The organism is Streptomyces sp. NPDC127098 (assembly GCF_042722465.1).
GTDB classification, from domain to species: Bacteria; Actinomycetota; Actinomycetes; order Streptomycetales; family Streptomycetaceae; genus Streptomyces; species Streptomyces millisiae.
On sequence record NZ_JBHXFJ010000001.1, the window covers coordinates 25100 to 44976 of the forward strand.

Annotated in this window: 17 protein-coding genes and 2 pseudogenes; 10 read left to right on the plus strand and 9 right to left on the minus strand. The window is 72.0% G+C overall.

Features of this window, described 5'->3' with window-relative positions; genetic code table 11:
* Positions 1–58: 58 nt before the first annotated feature.
* From ACFWI8_RS00120 to ACFWI8_RS00130, 3 genes are read right to left on the minus strand one after another with little or no spacing between them, the layout of a single operon-like run.
* The gene (locus ACFWI8_RS00120; protein ID WP_387083820.1) at positions 59–2830 is read right to left on the minus strand and encodes an AAA family ATPase; all 2772 of its coding nucleotides are present in this window, start codon (positions 2828–2830) and stop codon (positions 59–61) included.
* Positions 2830–3732 (minus strand): LLM class flavin-dependent oxidoreductase, encoded by a 903-nt coding sequence (locus ACFWI8_RS00125; RefSeq protein ID WP_030742563.1) that lies wholly within the window; start codon positions 3730–3732, stop codon positions 2830–2832. The genes ACFWI8_RS00120 and ACFWI8_RS00125 overlap by 1 nt, the downstream gene beginning before the upstream one ends.
* Positions 3729–5969: an LLM class flavin-dependent oxidoreductase gene (locus tag ACFWI8_RS00130; protein ID WP_387083823.1), complete on the minus strand. Its 2241-nt coding sequence runs from the start codon at positions 5967–5969 to the stop codon at positions 3729–3731. Before ACFWI8_RS00130 ends, ACFWI8_RS00125 begins: the two co-directional genes overlap by 4 nt.
* A gap of 278 nt (positions 5970–6247) precedes the next feature.
* On the opposite strand from ACFWI8_RS00130, the gene ACFWI8_RS00135 reads away from it, so the two are divergent.
* Positions 6248–6481 (plus strand): winged helix-turn-helix transcriptional regulator, encoded by a 234-nt coding sequence (locus ACFWI8_RS00135; protein ID WP_387084287.1) that lies wholly within the window; start codon positions 6248–6250, stop codon positions 6479–6481.
* 273 nt (positions 6482–6754) lie between these two features.
* Here the strand turns inward: ACFWI8_RS00135 and ACFWI8_RS00140 are convergent.
* Positions 6755–7327 (minus strand): annotated as a pseudogene (locus tag ACFWI8_RS00140) (zinc-binding alcohol dehydrogenase family protein); the annotation flags it as partial.
* A 207-nt stretch (positions 7328–7534) separates the two neighbouring features.
* On the opposite strand from ACFWI8_RS00140, the pseudogene ACFWI8_RS00145 reads away from it, so the two are divergent.
* From ACFWI8_RS00145 to ACFWI8_RS00155, 3 genes and pseudogenes are all read left to right on the plus strand, one after another.
* Positions 7535–8037, plus strand: a pseudogene (locus ACFWI8_RS00145) (IS5 family transposase); the annotation flags it as partial.
* Between the two features lie 241 nt (positions 8038–8278).
* Positions 8279–9172, plus strand: coding sequence for a hypothetical protein (locus ACFWI8_RS00150; protein ID WP_387083825.1), 894 nt, complete (start codon positions 8279–8281; stop codon positions 9170–9172).
* Between the two features lie 112 nt (positions 9173–9284).
* Positions 9285–11084, plus strand: coding sequence for an ABC transporter ATP-binding protein (locus ACFWI8_RS00155; protein ID WP_387083827.1), 1800 nt, complete (start codon positions 9285–9287; stop codon positions 11082–11084).
* Between the two features lie 140 nt (positions 11085–11224).
* On the opposite strand, the gene ACFWI8_RS00160 is transcribed toward ACFWI8_RS00155, so the two are convergent.
* Positions 11225–11842, minus strand: a complete 618-nt coding sequence (locus ACFWI8_RS00160; RefSeq protein WP_387083829.1) for an HAD family hydrolase — start codon at positions 11840–11842, stop codon at positions 11225–11227.
* A 148-nt stretch (positions 11843–11990) separates the two neighbouring features.
* Here ACFWI8_RS00160 and ACFWI8_RS00165 point away from each other — a divergent pair, with 148 nt between their 5' ends.
* The 6 genes from ACFWI8_RS00165 to ACFWI8_RS00190 all read left to right on the plus strand — a co-directional run bounded on the left by ACFWI8_RS00165 (position 11991) and on the right by ACFWI8_RS00190 (position 16182).
* Positions 11991–12569: an HAD family hydrolase gene (locus ACFWI8_RS00165; protein ID WP_387083831.1), complete on the plus strand. Its 579-nt coding sequence runs from the start codon at positions 11991–11993 to the stop codon at positions 12567–12569.
* 378 nt (positions 12570–12947) lie between these two features.
* Positions 12948–13406, plus strand: coding sequence for a hypothetical protein (locus tag ACFWI8_RS00170; RefSeq protein ID WP_387083833.1), 459 nt, complete (start codon positions 12948–12950; stop codon positions 13404–13406).
* A 153-nt stretch (positions 13407–13559) separates the two neighbouring features.
* The gene (locus ACFWI8_RS00175) at positions 13560–14210 is read left to right on the plus strand and encodes an HAD family hydrolase (protein WP_387083835.1); all 651 of its coding nucleotides are present in this window, start codon (positions 13560–13562) and stop codon (positions 14208–14210) included.
* A gap of 84 nt (positions 14211–14294) precedes the next feature.
* Entirely contained in the window at positions 14295–15476 is a 1182-nt protein-coding gene (locus ACFWI8_RS00180) for a helix-turn-helix domain-containing protein (protein ID WP_387083837.1), read from the plus strand.
* A gap of 102 nt (positions 15477–15578) precedes the next feature.
* Positions 15579–15992 carry a hypothetical protein gene (locus tag ACFWI8_RS00185; RefSeq protein ID WP_387083839.1) on the plus strand — a complete coding sequence of 138 codons (414 nt, stop codon included), beginning with the start codon at positions 15579–15581 and terminating at the stop codon, positions 15990–15992.
* Positions 15985–16182, plus strand: a complete 198-nt coding sequence (locus ACFWI8_RS00190) for a hypothetical protein (protein WP_387083841.1) — start codon at positions 15985–15987, stop codon at positions 16180–16182. Before ACFWI8_RS00185 ends, ACFWI8_RS00190 begins: the two co-directional genes overlap by 8 nt.
* Positions 16183–16192: 10 nt before the next feature.
* Here ACFWI8_RS00190 and ACFWI8_RS00195 read toward each other — a convergent pair whose 3' ends face one another.
* From ACFWI8_RS00195 to ACFWI8_RS00210, 4 genes are all read right to left on the minus strand, one after another.
* Positions 16193–17131, minus strand: a complete 939-nt coding sequence (locus ACFWI8_RS00195) for a sigma-70 family RNA polymerase sigma factor (protein WP_387083843.1) — start codon at positions 17129–17131, stop codon at positions 16193–16195.
* Positions 17132–17141: 10 nt separating this feature from the next.
* Positions 17142–18332, minus strand: a complete 1191-nt coding sequence (locus ACFWI8_RS00200; protein ID WP_387083845.1) for an NAD(P)/FAD-dependent oxidoreductase — start codon at positions 18330–18332, stop codon at positions 17142–17144.
* 213 nt (positions 18333–18545) lie between these two features.
* A complete protein-coding gene (locus ACFWI8_RS00205) occupies positions 18546–19292 on the minus strand; it encodes an SAM-dependent methyltransferase (RefSeq protein ID WP_387083847.1) in 747 nt (248 codons plus the stop codon).
* 256 nt (positions 19293–19548) lie between these two features.
* Complete coding sequence (locus tag ACFWI8_RS00210; RefSeq protein ID WP_387083849.1) at positions 19549–19833, minus strand: hypothetical protein; 285 nt, start codon at positions 19831–19833, stop codon at positions 19549–19551.
* Positions 19834–19877: the final 44 nt, after the last annotated feature.

Consider the following 19877-nt stretch of genomic DNA (forward strand, 5'->3'; position numbering starts at 1 on the left):
CAATCCGTCGTTTCCGCCGGAGGCGTCGTGCGCCCGCTCCGCCGCGGCCTCCCTGCGCTCACGGCGGCTCGGAACCGGCGTGGAGGTGGCTCAGCTCGGTTCGGGTGTTGATGCCGAGCTTGGCGAACACGTTCCCGAGGTGGTGGCCCACGGTGCGGTGGCTGATCCGCAGCTGTACGCCGATCTCGCGATTCGTCAGCTGTTCGGCGGCCAGTTGGGCGACTCGCTGTTCCTGGGCGGTGAGCCGGTTCATCGCCCTGGTGTCTGAGCCCCCGCGGCGTCCCGGCGCTCCGGTGAGGTCCTGCTCGCGCTGCGCTCGTTGGCGCAGCGGCTCGGCACCGAGCCGGTCGAACGCCTCCAAGGCGGCGCCGATCCGGACGCGCGCATCGGTCCGCCGGCGGCCCCGTCGCAACCACTCGCCGTAGGACAACTGAGCGCGCGCGTAGAGCAGCGGGTGGGATCGGGCACCCGACACGTCGAGTGCGGCCCGGAAGGCACCCTCGGCCCGGGCGCCGCCGAGGAGCCCGCGCGTGACATGCGCGGCACAGCGGGCCCACGGCGCTCCCGTGCGCCGCGCCCAGGCTTCGAGCACCCGTACCCGTTCGTCCGCGAGGTCGCTTCTGCCGACGCGCACTGCCGCCTCGGCCGTGTCGAGAGCAGCCAGGAGCGCGAAGGTCGGGTGCTCCGCGCCATGGCCCGGCTCGGTCAGGCGCACCAGGATGTCCAGTGCTTCCTCGGGACGCTCGCGAAACAGTGAGGCGATGCCGCGGTTCCAGTACGCGGCGGCGCTCAGCGCGCGGACGCCCTGCGGGAGTGACGTCTCCAGAGTCCTGGCGGTGGCCTCCGCGACCGCGCGTTCGTCACCACGCGCCGCGGCGAGCCAGCCCAGGCTGGTCAGGCAGTGGGAGGCGATGTGGTCGGCACCCAGGTCCTGGGCCAGCCGCAGTCCCTCCGCGGCCGAGGACTCCGATTGCGGCCAGCGGCCGGCAGCGTTGTCGAGCATCGCGGTCTGGGCCAGGGCGGCGGCGAGCCGAGCGCGCTGGCTGCGCCGCCGCAGATGCGGTAACCGGCGGCGCAACGCATCCGCCATGGGCTTGTCGATCCCCCAGGCCAGGGCGAGGGGTGTCGGCGGCAGCAACGGCAGGATGGTCGTACGGGCCCGCGCGGCGGCATCACCGAGGTCGGGGGGTTCCGCCGGCGCCGCGTCGGCAGACACGTCGTCGCTCCACCAGGCAAGCGTGCCGGGTGATCCGGTCCGGCCCTCGACGTCGTCTTCGAGTAGCAGTTCCAGCGCTCTGTCCCGCAGATCGCCGCGTCCGACGGACCAGGCGGCGCGCATGGCCAGCGTGCCCAGTTCCAGCGCCGTTCCCGGTTCCGGGACGCGCTTCATGTCGGTGATCAGGAAGTGGTGCGCCATCTCGGGCATGCCCCGGGCGAACTCCATGATCCCTCGCAGACCCCGGCTCCGCCGGGCGACGTGAGCACCGGGGGCCAGCCGTTCCGCGTCATCGAGCAGGCGCTCCGCCGTGGCTGCCCACCCGGCGTCCCAGGCGGCCCTGGCCGCCTCGGCAAGGCGTTGTGAGGCGTCGATCGGTGCGGCCGACAGTTCGGCGGCCCGCCACCACGCCCGTGCCGCCGTGTTCGTGGCCCCGCGGAGCCGGGAGCGGGCGGCGGTCCGTTCGAGGAGCTGCGCGACGTCCTCATCGCGTCCGTGGGCCAGGGCGGCGAGATGCCATGCGCGCTCCTCCGCCTCGTCCGGCATCGTGGCGGCCAGGGCGCGGTGAGCCCGGCGCCTCGTCGCGGCACCGCAGCCCTCGTAGACGGCTCTGCTCACGACGGGGTGCCGGAAACCGACGCGGTTGCCCGCCACGTGGAGCAGGCCCGCGTTGGTCACTTCTTCCCAGACGGCGTCACCGGCACCCGAGGCACGGCCGGCCCGCTGCACCGTGAGCCGGTCGCCGTGCTCCTCGGCCGCCGCGAGCACGGTCAGCAACTGCGCCGGAGGGCTCAGGGCCTCGATCCCGGCACGGAAAGCCCGCTGCAGGCGCGGCCCGACGGGCGGTCGTCCTCGCTTCCGGCGATGCTCGGCGTCGTCGAGGTCGCCCCCGAGCGTGGCCAGTTCGTGCAGCGCCAAGGGGTTGCCCCCGGCCTCCTGGACCATGTTCCGCGTCGTCGCCTTGTCGGTGAGCGGCGCCACGGCCGCCACAAGCTGCCGCGCGCTCTCGTCGCTCAGGGCGTCGACCCGCACGTCGGCCACGCCTTCCCAGGGCCGGGAGGCCGGATCGCTGTGATCGGCGAGCACGACGACCACGGGATGCGCTCCTACGCGTCGAGCGACGAACCCCAGGCACAGCGCGGTGGCCTCGTCGAGCCACTGCCCGTCGTCCACCACGACGAGCACGGGCTGCCGCTCGGCGAGTCCGCAGAGCAGTGACAGTACGGCCGCCCCGACCACCAGGCGGTCCGTCGGCTCACCGCTCAGCCCGAGCGCGGTACGCACAGCGGCGGCCTGGGCCGTCGCCAGCAGCTCGACACGATCGGCCAGCGGTCGCAGCAGCCCGTGCAGCCCCGCGAAAGCCAGGTCCGACTCGGGCCGGGTGGCCGAGTGGCTCAGCCGGACGAAGTCCGCGGCCTGGCCGTGCACGTGGTGAAGCAGAGCTGACTTGCCGATACCCGGCTCGCCCCACACCACGAGCGCGCCACCGCTCCCGCCGCGGGCCTGCGTAAGCAGCCCGTCGAGAACCGCGGTCTCCTCGCGGCGTCCGAACAGCTCCGTCGGCGCTGCCGCTGTCGCAGCTCCGTCACCGGGCCCGCCACGCGCCCACCGCATCACGTCACGCGTTCGGACTGGACGAGTTCGCGGGCGCGCGGCGCGACCTCGTGACCGAAGAGGTTCAGGTCGGCAGGCTCGTCCGAGGCGAGGATGAAGCCGGATACGCCGTACTGCAGGGCGAGGTCGGCGATCTGTTCGGCCCAGTCGCCGGGAGTCCCCTGCAACAGGCCGCCGCCGGCGCCGGACGTGAATCGGCCGCTCAGGTTGAGCAGGCGGCTGACCGCCGCGGGCTCCCGGCCGGCGGCGGATGCGGCCTCGTCGATCTGCTCGTTCATCGCGCGCAGCGATGCCGGGCCCTCGGGCAGGAAACCCAGGGAGGGCAGCCAACCGTCGGCGATCTTGCCCGTCAGCCGGAGCATGCGCGGCTTGTAGGCACCGATGCGGATCGGGATGCGATGGGCGGGTGCCGGGCCGCGCTTGGCGCCGTTCACGGTGTAGAACTCCCCGGTGACACGGAGGGGACCGGTCTCGTCGGTGGCCCACAGCCCCCGGATCACGTCCACGGCCTCCTCCACCGCCCGCACGGCCTGGGCCGGTTCGAGCCGGCGGCCTCCCATCGCGACGATGCCGTCCCAGAACGCGCCCGCGCCGATGCCCAGTTCGACTCGCCCGCCGGTCAGCCGGTCCAGGCTCGCGGCGGCGCGGGCCAGCACGGCCGGGGGCCGCAGCGGAAGGCTCAGCACGTTGCCGCTGATCCGGATCCGTTCGGTGCGTGCGGCGACGTACGACATCAGGGTCCAGGTGTCCTGGAACGCCGACTGGTAGGGGTGGTCCTGGAAGCTGACCAGGTCGAGGCCGGCCCTCTCGGAGGTCTGGGCCAGCTCGACCGGCGCCTGAGGCGGGCGGGCGGTGGGGGTGATGAAGCTGCCGAACCACAGTTCGTGGCCGTAGTCGCTCATGGGGTGCCTCCTCTGGGGTGGTTCGCGGCGGGCGTGAGGGCGAAGTTGTCGCCGAACACGCCCTCGGGGTCGTAGACGCTCTTCAGCTCACGCAGACGCGAGAGGGTCCGTGGGGGCCAGGCCGCGGCGAGCCGCTCGGGCCGGAGGCTGGACTCGAAGCTGATGTAGAGACCGTCGAGGAAGGGGCTCAGCCGGGCCCAGGCCCGGTCGACCACCTCGTCGGAACCGCCCATCACCACGAGCGAGAAGTTCGCGTCGCGGTGGGCGTAGGCCGTGGCGTCCGAGGGAACATCGGCGACGGCTCCGCCGACCGAGCGGAGCTGGAACCAGCCGATCGCACCGCTGCGGATCACACGAGCCGCCGCCGCGGCGAACTGCGGGGTCACGTGCCGGAGCAGACCGCTGCGTGAGACCGGTTCACCGTGGGAGACCGGTGGGTCATCGCTCGCGTTGTCCATCACGGCCGCGTAGGACGTGATGACGATGTCCTGGGCGTACATCGCGGAGATCGCGGCCAGTGGCTCCAACCGGGCGCGCACGGTCTCCGGGTCCGAGGAGTCGACCATGGTGCGGCTCACCGCGAGCGCCGGTCGTCCGCCGCGCGGGGGCGGCACGATGACGAAGCTGGTGAGGTCCCGCGGTGAGTCCTCGACCGCCCGGCCCCACTCGACGAGGTAGCGCTCGAGGTCGCTCCCGTCCTGGGTGAGCCGGGCGAAGGCGACCGCGCCCACGTCGTCGGCCTCGAACTCGAAGGCAGTGACGATCCCGAAGTTCGCGCCCGCCCCTCGCACGGCCCAGAAGAGATCGGGGTTCTCCGAATCGTCGGCCCGCACGACGGAGCCGTCCGCGAGCACCATCTCCACGGCCCGCAGGCGGTCGATGGTCAGACCGTGCCCGCGCGCGAGGTACCCGATGCCCCCCGCCGTGGCGAGGCCGCCCACCCCGACGCCCCCGTAGTCGCCCGAACTCAACGCCCAGCCGTAGGGCTCCAGTGCGGCCGCCACCTCGGCCCAGCGCGCACCCGGGCCGACGCGCACCCGGCGTGTCTTTCTGTCGAGCACCTCGATCGCATTCATCAGTGACACGTCGATGACGATCCCGCCGTCATTGGTGGAGCGGCCGGAGACCCCGTGTCCGGCGCTTCGCCGAGACAGGGCCACGCCGGGATGCCGGCGGGCGAACGCGAGCGCCCGGGTCACCTGCTCGTTCGTCGCCGCCCGCAGAATGATGCCGGGCGCACCGCCGCGCAGGTATCCGGACCGCAGCCGGGCGTAGGCCGGATCACCGGGCTCGACGACCTCGGCCATCTCCGGCGGAGCGCCCTCGTAGTCGATCCCCGGTCGGCGCCTCGCGCGCACCGCGGACCGCCGGACCCGCGCGCCCGACCATCCGCGCGGAAGCACCGCGTCCACGGCCGCCCGCAGGGCCGGGGCGACCTCGCTCGCGAAGCCTGCCGCGACGTCTCGCTCCACGGTGTCCAGCACGATGGTGCCCACCCCGTGCTCGACAACGAGTGGCAGCAGGTCGTTCACCCAGTCCGCGGCGGTCCCGGTGAACCTGCCTGTCCGCTCGCCGAAGCCACCGCGGATCGTGACCCGTCTGCGGATCTCGCGGGGATCACGGCCGGCCCCTCGCGCCGCCTCGTCGACTGCGCGGTTGCCCTGCGTCAACGTGACGGCGTCGCACCCCGTCGACCACTCGTCAGCCCGCAGCCCGACCAGCCGGAGCAGGTCTTGGCCCTGGCCGTCCACGGAGATCGGCACGTCGTGCGCGGGCGCGGCCTTCTCAGCTCCCGCGAAACGGTAGAAGCGGCCGGTGAACCGGCCGAGGCCACGGTCGAGGACATTCCAGAGCTCGCGAACGACGGCGATCGCTTCACCCAGTGCCGCGACCGAATCGGCTGTCCCGGACGCGGCGGCTGACGGGCCCGCTCGGAAAGACAGTTCGACCCTGCCTTCGGTGAGCCGATCCAGGCTTGCCACGGCTCGCGCGAGCATCGCCGGATGGAGGGTGGCGGGGCGTGCCTCCAGCACCAGTCCGAGAGAGACCGTCGCCCCGGCGATCCAGGACACCACAGTCGACGGTTCGAGATCGTCGCCGTCGGTTCCGGCCGGGACGACCAGCAAGTCCAGTCCCCACTGCTCGGCCAGGCCCGCCACCGAGACCAACCGGCCGGCCCCGCAGTCGGCGTCAGAGGGCAGGTGCAGCCCGAACCTCAGCGCGTGCCCGTAGTTCACAGCGCGTGGTGACAGGCCGAGTGTGCGTTCATGGACCAAGGCTGCACGGCGATGATCACAGGCAACAAACGGGACATGACCAGGTCATCAAAAGTGACACGCTCCAGTATCATGACCGTATGACCGGCCCTCGACAGCCCGATGATTCCTCCGCCACCGCGGGCCAGAGCCGCCCGGAAGCGGGCTACGAACACATCGACGACGACGTGTGCCGCAGTTTTCAACGCTCGGTCGAGATCGTGGGCAAGAAGTGGAGCGCCGCGGTGCTCCTGGCGGCGATGCGGGGCGCGCGCCGATTCGTCGACTACCGAGCGCGGATCCCTGGAATCTCGAACCACCTTCTGTCTCAGCGTCTGCGTGAGCTCGAGGGTCACCGACTCATTGAGCGGCTCGTGGTACCGACGACGCCGGTCCAGATCACGTACCGGCCCACCGAACAAGGCGCCAGCCTGATGCGTGTCCTGCATCCGCTGATCGAATGGAGCGCCAAGAACGAGGACTTGGACACCTGACGAGCTGGTCGCATGCCGCCCACGCACCCGATCCGTTGCGGACTGGGACCGGGCCTCGCGCAGGGGGTAGCTGTCCGCGATCACGATGCGCAGGCGGCCTGCTGTCGCGGCTTCCGTGAGCTGCAGGCGGGCGGCTTGGCGGATCTCGGTGCCGGGATCCGCGCCCGGCGCACCACCCAGGAGCTTGATTCCCGCGCGAGCCCCGCGCTCGTGGCCCGCGATGGTGGCGATACGCAAGCGGTCCGGCACGAGCTCCACGGAGACGTCCACCGCCTCCTCTGTGCCCACGAGATCGGCGGCCGCGTGCACACCCTCCGGCGCCACCGCGCGCACCCTGCCCGCCAGCCCCGGCCCGTAGACGACCGGGTTCGCTCCCAGCTCTCGCAGGAGGTCCTGCTTGGCCCGGCTCGCCGTGGCCACGACCGTCGCGCCGCGTGCCACCGCGAGCTGCACGGCCACGAGACCGACGCCTCCCGCGGCACCGTGGATCAGCACCGTCTCGCCCTTGCCCAAGCCGATCGCCTCAAGCGTGTGTACGGCGGTGACCCCGGCGGCCAGCAGCCCGCCGGCCTGCTCCCAGGACAGGGCGACGGGCTTCGGCACCACGGACGGGGCCGGCACCACGATGTCGGCGGCGTAGGCACCCGGCGCGGAGTAGGTGATCACTTCGTCACCCACCGCGATCGGACCCGCGAGGCCGATCGCGTCGGCACCGACCGCTGTCACCACGCCCGCCGCCTCGACACCGAGCCGCACCGCTGTACGACTTGTAGTCGAAGGGATTGACGCCGGCCGCGCGGACCGTGATCCGTACCTGATTCGGCTTCGGCTCCGGGACGGCGACATCGATCACCGACAGGACCTCAGGGCCGCCATATGTGCCTGCCACTACTGCACTTGTTTCGCTCATACGGGAGAACAGCAGTTGCGCGAGGTGCCCCCATTCCTTCGGTACAACGGGACCGATCACCCGTGTCAGGCACCATGCCGGAAGGCTGTTGTAAGGACGTGCACGCCCTGACCCGCACCGGCGGGAGCCACCCTTCCGTGGCCAGGGAGCCCGCCCTGGGCCGCTCACGCGGCGGGCTGACCAGCAAGGTCCACGTGGCAGCCGACCGCCGCTGCCGCCCACTGGCCTTCATCCTCACCCCGGGGCAGGGCGCCGACAGTCCCCAGTTCGTCCCGGTCCTGGCCAAGGTCCGGGTCCGCGGCCGGGCCGGCCGCCCCCGCACCCGCCCGACGCGGTGGCTGGCGACAAGGCATACTCCTCCCGCGCCAACCGCGCCCACCTGCGCGAACGCGGCATCAAGGCCGTCATCCCGGAGAAGAAGGACCAGGCGGCCAACCGGAAGAAGAGGGGACGGCGCGGCGGACGGCCGGTCACCCACGATGCGGACCTGTACAAGGACCGCAACACCGTCGAACGCCTGATCAACAAGCTCAAAGCGCGGCGCGGGATCGCCGCCCGGTACGACAAGACGCCGGACAGCTACCTCGCCGCCCTCCACCTCCGCGGCACCGTCATCTGGCTTCACAGCCTCCAACCGACACCTTGATCGCGACTCCCCACAGGCCCTAGTCCTGCGTAACGGCGTGCGGGCACATGCGCGTTCGCAGCGGCTGCGTGAGACGTTGAGGGAGGCGGCAAACGTCCCGTCTCACACATCCGGGGCCGGCGAGGATGTCGTGGAGCGGATGCGGGCGGCGCAGGCGCTGCGCGAGGAGGAGCCGACGACCCGGCTGACCGGGCCGTGGGTCCGTTGAGGGGAGGCGCATGTGAGGGGAACAGGTGATGAGATGTCCCAGCGGGATGTCGACCAGGTACGGGCGCTGCTCGCGGCGGCGGATCCGGCCGATGAGGTAAGCGGTGTGCCTGGCGATCTGTCCCGGGTGGTGCCGGAAGAGGCGACGGAGGCCGTCGGGCGCCGCCCTGGTGGGGCATCCTGGCGGCGCGCCGGCAGGCGCCGGGCGGCGGTGGCCGGGGGGCTGCTGCTGGCAGCGGCGGTGGCGGGCGCGGTGCTTGTCGCGCTGCCCGGCGAGGGCACGGGGCCCGGGGTGGCGGTCCTGGACGGCGCGGGGGCAAGTGAGCGGCTGCCGTCGTGGTCGGCGACAGACTGGGTGAGCTATGCCGACCACGTCGTGGTGGGGGCTCTGTCAAGTGAGCGGGAGATCGCCGCGTCAGAGGAGGAACTGGCCGCCGGTGAGGGATACATCGGCCGGTCGGGCACGCTCGATATCCGGGACGTGTTGTGGAGCAGAACCGGAGCGCAACCGGCTCCAGCCAGCGGTCTCTCGCTGTCGCTGGTCGGCTGGACCTTCGGCGGGGACGACCGGCAGCGCATGGCCATGGCCGGCGTGCCGCGGATCGAGACCGGGCACACCTACATCCTCACTCTGGCCTACGCCAGTGAGGGCTGGGAGCTGCTGGGATCCGGGGCGATCCTGCCGTACGACGAGGGAGTGATCGGCAACGGTGAATCGGCGGGCACGGTGCGCAACGCCGACGAAGCGCAGGCGGAACTCGCTGAGGCGGAGTGGGACCTTGCCACTGAGCACAGCGTGGAGTTCCAGGTCACCGGCCACGATGGGGGCACGCTGGTGGGATTGCTGGCCTCCGCCGAACCCGACCCGGCGGCGGCCAGGTTCGGCGACCTGCCGGCCGACCAGCGGTGGGAGCGAGCCAACGGGTGAGAGACCAGGGCGTCGCCCACGGTCCCGCCCCGGGTGACCGCACCTCGCCCCGAACCCGCTCGCCCGGAACCGGCTTGCCGTCGAGGGCGCGAAGGGGATTGACTTGCCCCCCATGGAGAAAGCGCTTTCCCCCTCCTCTCCCCGTCCCTCACGGGCCACCGCCCTCGACCACCGCTACCAGGGCGAACACCCGATCCGCACCCTGGCCTACCTGCTGCGCCCCGACCGACCGCGGCTCCTCGCCGCCGTCGCCGTGTTCGCCGTCCGGCACAGCCCGCTGTGGCTGCTGCCGCTGATCACCGCCAACATCATCGACGTCGTCGTCGAGCACCGGCCGATCGCCGAACTCTGGTACAACGCCGCCGTCCTGGGGTTCATGTTCGCCGTCAACTTCCCCTCCGCCGTGCTCTACTCGCGCCTGATGAGCACCACCATCCGCCGCCTGAGCACCACCCTGCGCTCCGCGCTCTGCCGCCGGATGCAGGAGCTGTCCATCGGCTACCACGCCCGGGTCAGCTCGGGCGTGCTGCACGCCAAGGTGGTGCGCGATGTCGACTCCATCGAGGAGAGCCTGAAGCAGACCGCGGAGGTCGGCCTCGGCGCGATCACCACGATGCTCGGCGGGCTGATCGTCATCGGCATCCGCGCCCCCGCCTTCCTGCCGGTCTTCCTCGTGGTCGTGCCGGCCGCGGCCGTCCTCATCCGGGTGCTGCGCGGCCGGCTGCGCAGCCGCAACGAGACCTTCCGCAAGGAGATCGAGCTCCTCTCCTCCCGGGTGACCGAGATGACCAGCCTCATCCACATCACCCGCGCGCACGGCCTGGAGAACGCGGCGCTCGGCCGCGTCGACGGCGTCCTCGACCGGGTGCGCACCGCCGGCTTCCGGCTCGACCTGCTGAACGGCCGGGTGTCGTCGCTCGCCTGGAACGTGCTGAACGCGCTCGGCGTCTGCTGCCTGATCGGCGCGGCGCTGGTCGCCTACTACGGCTGGCTCCCGGTCACCGCGGGCGACGTCGTCATGCTGAGCACCTTCTTCACCACCATGACCGCGGCCACCACCGCGCTGATGGGGCTGGCCCCGACCATGACCAGGGGCCTGGAGTCGGTGCGCTCCATCGGCGAGGTGCTGCAGGCGCCCGACCTGGAGAGCAACGACGGCAAGCGGGAGGTCGCGGCCGTCACCGGGTCCTTCGAGTTCCGCCGGGTGGACTTCACCTACGAGGGCTCCGACGAGCCGTCCGTCACCGACCTCGACCTGACGGTGCGCCCCGGCGAGACCATCGCCCTGGTCGGCCCGTCGGGCGCCGGCAAGTCCACGGTGCTCAACCTGCTGATCGGCTTCATCAGGCCCACCGGCGGCAGCATCCTGCTGGACGGCGTCGACACCGCCGACCTCGATCTGCGCAGCTACCGGCGGTTCCTCTCCGTGGTGCCGCAGGAGTCCATGCTGTTCGCCGGCACGATCCGGGAGAACGTCGCCTACGGTCTCGCCGACGAGGTCGACGAGGAGACCCTGCGGTCCGCCCTGGAGGCCGCCAACGCCTGGGAGTTCGTCTCCCGCATGCCGGACGGCGTGGACACCGTGGCCGGGCAGCACGGCGCCAGGCTCTCCGGCGGCCAGCGCCAACGGCTCGCCATCGCCCGGGCGTTGATCCGCGACCCCCGGGTCCTCGTCCTCGACGAGGCGACCTCGGCGCTGGACGGACGCTCCGAGGCCCTGGTCCAGGAGGCGCTCGGCCGCCTGATGCGCGGCCGCACCGTCTTCGTCGTCGCGCACCGCCTGTCCACCATCCGCGACGCGGACCGGATCGTGGTGATGGAGGGCGGCCGCGTCCGCGAGATCGGCACCCACGACGAACTCCTCGCGCTCGACGGCCTCTACCGCCAGCTCCAACCGGGCCGGGCGGCCTGACCGGCGACCGGCCGGGTTCGTTGCCGTTGCCGTGCGGTGGGGCGCGGTGGGGCGCCCCACCGTGCCCCTTCGCACGCCGGGTACGGCGCGCGGGCACGCGCAAGCGGTTCGGGCGGCGATTGTGCGCGGGCCACGCCAAGTCACCGGAAAGGACCCGGCCCGAGGTATTCGATGAAGCCGGCGGCATCGCGGAACCAGTGCGTCTGGAAGCCGAGTGCCCGAGCCGCCTCGACGTTGGTCCGCGTGTCGTCGACGAAGAGGCACCGCTCCGGGTGCACGCCGGCCGCCTGGCTCGCGCGGAGGAAAGCCTCGGATTCCGGCTTCGCGCACCCGAGGTCGCAGGACACCAGCAGCTCGGTGAACAGCTTGAGCTCCGGCTGCGTCGCTCGCACCACCTGCCAGTAGTCGTGGTCGATGTTGGACAGCAGCACCAGGCGATGGTTCTCGGACAGTACTTTGACCAGGTCGGCCATGCCGGGCATCGGCCAGGAGTAGGGCTCGAGCCAGGCGGCTTCGAACTGCGGGTAGGTCAGCGTGAGTCCGTGGGCGTCGACGAGTCGGCGGTGCACTCGCCGCAGGGTCACCGCGCCGGTGATGATCTCGTGGCGGGCCATGAGTCCGTCGAGGTGCCGAAGGGCGTCGGCGGGATCGGCGCAGTGCCTGGCGAGTCGCGCAGGCACGATGTCATTGTCGAAGGCGATGATCACGCCGAAGAGGTCGAAGATGACGGCCTCGATGGGCGGCTCGGTTCGCTTCATGGACGTCTTCCCGTCATTGAAGGATGGGCGCAGGCAGCGTCGAGGTCGCACACCGCGGGTGGGAAAGTCGACGTGCACCTGGTCCCGGGACGGGTCCCTCTCAGCCAGGAGATGGGATCTGGAGAGCCGCGCGGCACAATGGGGAGACATGATGTCCTTCGACGCGGTGCTCTGCGACCTCGACGGCGTGCTCCGCCAATTCGACCATGGTGCGCAGGCCGAGATCGAGGCCCGCTACGGGCTCCCCCTGATGCGCACCGCATTCGACCCCGCTCTCCTCGGGCCGGCCACTCTCGGGCTTGTCACCGAGCGGGAGTGGGTCGACTCCATCGCTGTCGCCCTCGGCGGCGACGAGCGGGCCAGGCAGGCGGTTGCCGAGTTCGTGGCGGTGCCCTTCTCGGTGGATGAGGAGGTCCGGGCGTTGCTGACGAAGGCGCGGGAGCGAGTTCCGTTGGTGCTGGTGACCAACGCCACCGACTCCTTGGACGAGCACCTCGAGCGGATCGGGCTGACCCACTTCGCCGACGCCGTGGTCAGCAGCGCGCGAGTCGGCGTCGCGAAGCCTGATCGGCGCATCTACGAGATCGCCGCACAACTCGCCGGCGTCGCGCCCGAGCGCTGCCTGTTCGTCGACGACAGGCTGGAGAACGTCGAAGGAGCCAGAGCGCTTGGCATGACCGGCGTCCATTACCGCTCGGTGGCCGATCTCACCGCGGCGATGGCATGAGTGCGCGCCCGATCCTCCTTGGGCCCAGGTGACGGAACGATCAGTCCTGGGGTCCATGCGTCGATGTTCACTGGCCGACGGTCCAGAAGAAGTTGATCAGCGTGACCGCCGCTTCGCACAGGATCGCGGCACCGCACGGTCTTGCCACGGGACGCACTGTTGGGGTCGATATCGATCACGGCTTGGTCCTCCTGCCGGCGGGCGGACGTGGCTCGTCCGACGGACAGGTGCACCGACCGAGCCTGTCCGCGACCGCGGACGGCGACCCCACCGGGACGGGGCGATACGCCGGATGTCGGAAATGGCCGCGACGTACAATCGCGGTGAGGGCGAAGCGCCAGGCCGAGATTCCGGCACCGGTGTGAGGGAGGGGTCGGGATGTTCGGTTCGAAGAAGAAGCTCAACGATCTGAAGCTCAACGATCTGATGGCGCAGCTCAGGCCCGACCTGAGTCGGGAATCGCTCGGCGTCGGGCCCGACTTCCCGGGCGTCGCCCCGAACCCGCTCCTGAGCAGTGACGCACGGAAGCGCAATGCGGAACTGCGTACGGGGGCGCTTGCCCTCGGCGTTCTCGTCAACTGGCGGGAGGTCAGCAGCGGCGGCAGTCCACGCGTGATCCTGATGTTGGACGTGGAGACCGCCGGCGGCATCTCGTTCCGCGGTATCGCGGACGAAGACCTCACGATCACCGAGCTCACCCGACTCGCCCCAGGACAGACGTTGCCCGTGCGCTACCGGCCGGCCGTCATGGACCACTACGTCGCCCTTGCCCGGGACGCGGACCCCGCCCACGTGCAGCGGCTCTCTGACGAGATCGCCAGCCGCAAGCGGAGCTGACCCGAAGCCGTTGGCCGGATCCGTCAGGACCTGCCGGCCGGGCAGTGCGTCGCGTTGCCGACTCGTGAGCAGTGCGGCGCCGAACAGCGTCGCGTCCGCCCGGTCGATCGTCCCCCATCGGGCAGCCACTCGCCGCGACCATAGGGTGTCCGCGTGATCAGATCCGTTGCGCTGGACGTCGGCGAGACCCTCACATGTGACGACCGTTACTGGGCGTCGTGGGCCGACTGGTTGGACGTGCCCCGACACACCCTGTCGGCGTTGGTCGGGGTGGTCGTCGCGCAGGGCCGAGACAACGCCGACGCGATCCGCATGCTGCGGCCCGGCATCGACGTGGCGGCCGAGTACCGGGCGCGCGAGGTGGCCGGACGCGGCGAGGCGCTGGACGAGGACGACCTGTACGGCGATGTGCGGCCCGCGTTGTCGGCGCTGCGCGACCTCGGGGTGCGGGTCGTGGTGGCCGGCAACCAGACGTCCCGGGCCGGGGAGTTGCTTCGGGCGCTCGACCTGCCGACGGACGCGGTGGCGGTCTCCGGTGACTGGGGCGTGGCCAAGCCGAGTCGGGAGTTCTTCGCGCGGGTCGTCGACCTGGCCGAGGCCCGGCCGGACGAAATCCTGTACGTGGGGGACCATCCGGCCAACGACGTCTTCCCTGCGGCCGACTTCGGGCTGCGGACCGCGCACCTGCGGCGGGGCCCGTGGGGACATCTGTGGGCGGACGACCCGGCCGTGCGCGCGGCGGCGGACTGGACCGTGGCCGGCCTCACCGAGTTGGTCGACGAGGTGGAGCGGGCAAACGCGTGAACGGGCCGCGATGTCGTTCACTGTTCCCAGGGAAACAGGCGAGGGTACCGTTCTTGTGTCGAGTCAGAACGGAGTCGTTTGCCCATGTCTGCCTTCATCGGCGACAGGCTGCGTGACACGCGCAAGCGCCGCGGCCTTTCCCAGCGCGACCTCGCCAAGCGGTCCGGTGTCTCCTACTCCCTGGTTCGGAAACTCGAACAGGGGGACCGGCAGTCCACCACGATGGAGACCGTGCGGAAGCTCGCTGACGCGCTGAACGTTCCGACCAGCAGCCTGGTGACCGCGACCTCCGAGACTGGCGCCGACGCCGCGACCGTCGACCGATGGGCCGCTGTTCGGCAAGCGCTCGCCGGAACCTACCCGGGCGGCGACGCCGCCGAAGAGCCGACCGTGGCTGGTGTCATGGCGTCCCTGGACTCGGCCATGCCGCTGTTCTCCAGCGACAGCTTCGCCCAACTCGGCGCCTTGCTGCCCGCGCTCATCCGGGATGCCGACATCCTGGCTGGCCTGGACGAACGCGGCCGACAGGTCCAGGCACGCCTACTGCAACTCACCGGCTGGCTCATGGTTCAGACCCGCCAGTTCGACATCGCCGACGACGTACTCGCCCGTGCACTGGCCACCGCCGGCGACCGCCTGGAGGCGGCAGCCGTGGTCAACTCCCAGTGTTGGCTGCTCCTGCGACGGGGCCAGCTGGCCGAGTCGCGCCAACTCGCCACTCGGTGGGCGGACGACATCGAGCCACGCCGGCCGTCTCGCGCGACTCTTGATGAACTGTCCGCGTGGGGGTCGATGCTGCTGCGAGTTTCGGGGGCCGCGGTGCGTGACAACCGCAAGGAGGAAGCCAAGGACGCACTCAGGTGGGCAGCGGCCGCGGCAGTAGGGATGGGCCGCGAGCACCAGCCGCAGGCCGACATCATGCGAACGTTCGGCCCGGTGACGGTAGCACTGAAGCGTGCCGAGAACGCCATGGTGATCGACAAGCCCGATCACGTGCTGCGTCTGGCCGGTCAGGTCCCGAAGGGGGGCCTGCGGCCCACCAGCAACAACCGGAACCGGCATCTGCTCGATGTCGCTGACGCGCACGCCAGGATGCGGCAGTACTCCGAAGCGGTTGAGAAGTTGCAACAGATCATGGACAAGTCACCGCAGTGGCTGCCGAATCAGCGGTACGCGCAGGACATCATGGGGCGGGTGATCGCCCGGCGCCGGACCCTGACGCCCGAGATGCGGCAGTTGGCCGACGCCATAAGAGTGCCGATGTGATGGTGTGGCAGTTCGCAGTCGGGCCGCCACAAACGACCATTGATGGGTAACAAGTCAACTCCATAGCGTTATCTGGCACAGTCTCTCCCTCAGGAGCCGGCCATGACGACGCCCTCACCTCTGCCCGCCTGGATCCCACGCGCCCGCTACGGCGTCCGAACCGTGCCGGTCGGCCGTTGGTTCGATGTCGTCGAGGTGCCGGGCCTGGCCTCGGCTCGCGTGTTGGGGCGGCTCCACTGGCGCACAGGGCCCGTGGTCGAGATGCAGCAGCGCGGTGTCGTCAGCTGGTTCGTCGTGCCGGGGGCGGCGGCCGGTTGGGAGACACTGCCCGGCGTGCGTGTCCTCGGTCATGGTTACTACGTGGAGGTCCCGCCGGCCGGGTGGTGTGCCTCGCCGAGGGAGGGTGGGCCGCCGGTCCGCTGGGTGGTGCCGCCGCGTGGTCGGTGCCTCACCGACTCCGACGCGCTGCGCGAGGCGCTCGCGGCGACGGTCCGGGCGGGGGCACGGCGTGGCTGATCACCTTTCCGGCGTCGAGCCGGAGCGGATCGTCGTCGTGACGGGACTGGAGGGGCCGCTGAACGCGTCCGAGCCGGTCACCTGCTCGTACTGCCGCCGGCGGGTCGTGGCGGACGACGACCACGCCGTCGACTGCTGCTGGCGTCCGGGAAGGCGGCCGCCCGAGGACCGCGCCGTGGGGCCCGGGTGAGGGGCGCCGGTCACCACGCGGTGATGACCGGTGCGTCGGGTTCTTGCCGCCGCCAGGTCTCGTTGAGGCGCGCGAGCCGGTCCTTGGCGGCGATGCCGTACAGGGACGCGACCTTGCCGTCGCCGACCTCGAACACCACGGCGCCCGCGACCCGGCCGTCGACGACGGCGAGGACGGCCGGGGCGCCGTTGACCGGCGCGATGTGCATCGCGACGGAACCACCGGCCAGCCGTCGCTTCGCCTGCGTGGGCTTGAAGCCGGCCCGCACGTAGGCGGCGACGCGCTCGCGCGTCGTGTGCCGCAGCAGCCGCCTGGACAGTCCGGCGCCGTCCGAGACGGCGGTCACGTCGGCGGTGAGCATCGCCACCAGCCGTTCGGTGCGTCCCGACGTGGCCGCGGCGAGGAACTCCTCGACGATCCGGCGCGCGGACGCGGGGTCCACCTCGTCGCCGCCGCGGCGCTCGGCGGCGACCCGGCGGCGAGCCCGGTGGACGTGCTGCTGGCTCGCGGACTCGGTGATGTCGAGGATGCCGGCGATCTCGGCGTGGGGGTACGAGAAGGCCTCGCGCAGGACGTAGACGGCCCGTTCGACCGGCGAGAGGCGCTCCATGAGGGTCAGCACGGCGAGGGACACCGACTCGCGCTGCTCGTAGGTGTCGGCGGGGCCGAGCATCGGGTCGCCGTCGAGGAGCGGCTCGGGCAGCCAGTCCCCGACGGCGCGCTCGTGGCGCGCCTGGGCCGAGCGGAGCCGGTCGAGGCAGAGACGGGTGACGACCTTGGTCAGCCATGCCTCCGGCACCTCGACCCGTTCCCGGTCCGCGGCCTGCCAGCGCAGGAACGCGTCCTGCACGGCATCCTCGGCGTCGGCGGCCGAGCCGAGCAGGCGGTACGCGAGCGAGGCCAGCCGACCCCGGCTGGCCTCGAAGCGATCGACGGCCGCGCTGTCCATGCCCAGGAGCCTATGCCGCGGCCCGCACGCCGCCCCGGTCAGGCGCGGTGCCCAGGCGACGCCTGCGCTTCGGCATGCCGAAGGTCGGGTGGGCGATGCCCCACCCGGCGCTCCTGAGCACGCCCGACTTGAGCCGCGCGGCGGTCCTGCCGCCCAGGTACCAGGACTTCGACCGGGTGTCGCCGTCCACCATCTGGAAGATCGCGTCCCGCCGCCCGAGGCTGATGTGGTTGCCGTGGTACCTCAGTCCGGTGGTCGGGATGTCGCCGCCCGTCAGGCGCGCGATGATCGCGGCGGTCGCCCGCATGTTGGTGAGTCCGGCCGAGGCGCAGGACATCGGCAGCGGCCGGCCGTCCTCGCCGATCGCGTAGGCGGAGTCACCGGCGGCGTAGACGTCCGGGTGCGAGACCGAGCGCATGGTGCGGTCGACGACGATCTGGCCGGTCTCGGCGACCTCCAGGCCGCTGGCGGCCGCGATGGGGTGCACCGCGAACCCGGCCGACCACACGGTCACATCGGCCGGGAGGGACGTGCCGTCGGCGACGATCGCCCGTGTCGGCTCGACGGCTTCGACGCCGCCGTGCTCGTGGACGGTGACGCCGAGCCGGTCGAAGGCCCGGCGCAGATGACGGCGGGCCCTCGGGGAGAGCCAGGCGCCCAGCTCGCCGCGGGCGGCGAGCGCGACCGAGAGGTCGGGCCGGGACTCGGCGAGTTCGGTGGCGGTCTCGATGCCGGTCAGCCCCTCCCCGACGACCAGCACGGTGCCGCCCTCGCCCAGGCCGGCCAGGCGCTCGCGCAGGCGCAGCGCCGAGGACAGGCCGGTCACGTCGTAGGTGTGCTCGGCGACGCCGGGGACGCCCTGGTGGGCCACGGAGCTGCCGAGGGCGTAGAGCAGGGTGTCGTACCCGAGTTCGTCGTCGCCGTCCTCGCCGGTCACGGCGACCGTGCGGCGCTCGGGGTCGAGGCAGGTGACACGTGCCAGGCGCAGCCGCACCCCGGTGCCCGCGAACACGTCGGCGAGCCTGCGGGACGCGAGCTCCTGGCCGGCCGCGAGCTGGTGGAGCCGCATCCGCTCGACGAAGTCGGGCACGGCGTTGACGACGGTGATCTCGGTGTCGGCGCGGGAGAGCCGGCGGGCCAGGTTCCCGGCGGCGAAGGCCCCGGCGTATCCAGCGCCGAGTACGACGATGCGGTGCTTCACGGCGTTGCTCCTGTCTCGTTCGCGGGCCCCTTGAACGAGACGGCGCCCCGATTGCTGACAGGATCCGGATGTGACGCGGGTCACCTGACGGAGAGAACGCGGTTGGGCGGGAGATCGGTGGTCCGCCTCCCGGGTGGTCCGCCGCTCCGGCGGCCTCCGCTCGCTGACGTCGCGCGTGCCGCGTGACGTCAGCGAGCGCCGTGACGGGGTCGGTCAGCGGGCCATCAGGGCGAAGACGCCCCAGCCGAGGTGGTCGCGCTCGTAGCGGACGTAGCGTGCCGGGGCGGTGGAGAGCTCGTCCCGCAGTTCGGCGGCCAGTTCGTCGTCCGGGTTCTCGTCGAGCCAGCGGCGGATGTTGAGCCACTGGGCCGCCCGGTAGCGGTCCCAGCCGTCCTGGTTGGCGAGCACCATCTCGACGACGTCGTAGCCGAGTTCGCCGAACCGCTCGACAAGAGCCGGCAGCGGCAGGAAGTCGGACGCGTCGTTGGCGTAGCACGCCTCGACGGTCTCCTGGTCCGGTGGCAGCAGGCGCCAGTAGGGCTCGCCGACCAGCAGCAGGCCGCCGGGGCGCAGGCTGCGCCGCAGGAGCTCGACGGTGCCGGTGAGGCCGCCGCCGATCCAGGTGGCGCCGACGCAGGCGGCGACGTCGACCGGCTCGGCCGCGACGTGGCCCGCCGCGTCGCCGTGGACGAAGTCGACGCGGTCGGCGACCCCGAGCTCGGTCGCCCGAGCCCTGGCCCGGGCGGTGAACTCGGTGCTGATGTCGACCCCGGTGCCGGTGATGCCGTGGTCGCGGGCCCAGGTGCACAGCAGTTCGCCGGAGCCGCTGGCGAGGTCGAGCAGGCGCGCTCCCGGCGGCAGGCGCAACGCCCGCCCGAGGGTGGCCAGTTGGTCGTCGGTGATCGCGTTGTGGATGCGGTGGCTACTCTCGCGGATGGTGAAGACGCGTGGCAGATCCACGGGTTGGTGTCCCTACGTTCGGTGCGGTGTCTGAGGTCGTGGCGGTGGCGTGGGCGAGCCGACCTCGGTCGGTCGCCGTCGTCTGCACAGTCATCAGTCGCACCTCGCTCGGACGTGTGGTCCCGGACGCGGGGGACGTTAGGCCGCCGGGCGCCCGCCCGTCCAGCGGTTTTCGCGCGGAGCGGCCCGAGGAGCGGCCGCTCGCGCTGGCGGGCGAGGTGCCGCGCCGACCGGGCGTGGTCGGCGCGGCACGGTCTCAGCGGCGGCGTGGCCGGGGGCGCCGAACCGCTCGGTCGTAGCGGGCGGCGGCGGGAAGGCGGACGTGCCGGTGGTGTGGCAGGCCGCCACGGCGGCCCCGTCGCCTCGCGCGCCAGTAGGGCTCGCCGGCCAGCGGCAGGCCGCCGGGGCGCGGGCGGGCCCAGGGGCTCGGCGGCTCGCCCTGGCCCCTGGCGAGGTCGGGCAGGCGCAGCGCCCGCCCGAGGGGGGCGAGTCGGTCGCGGTGGCTAGTTTCGCGGATGGTGAGGTGACGTGGCAGATCCACGGTTCGGTGTCCCTACGTTCGACGCGGTCGTTGAGGTCGTGGCG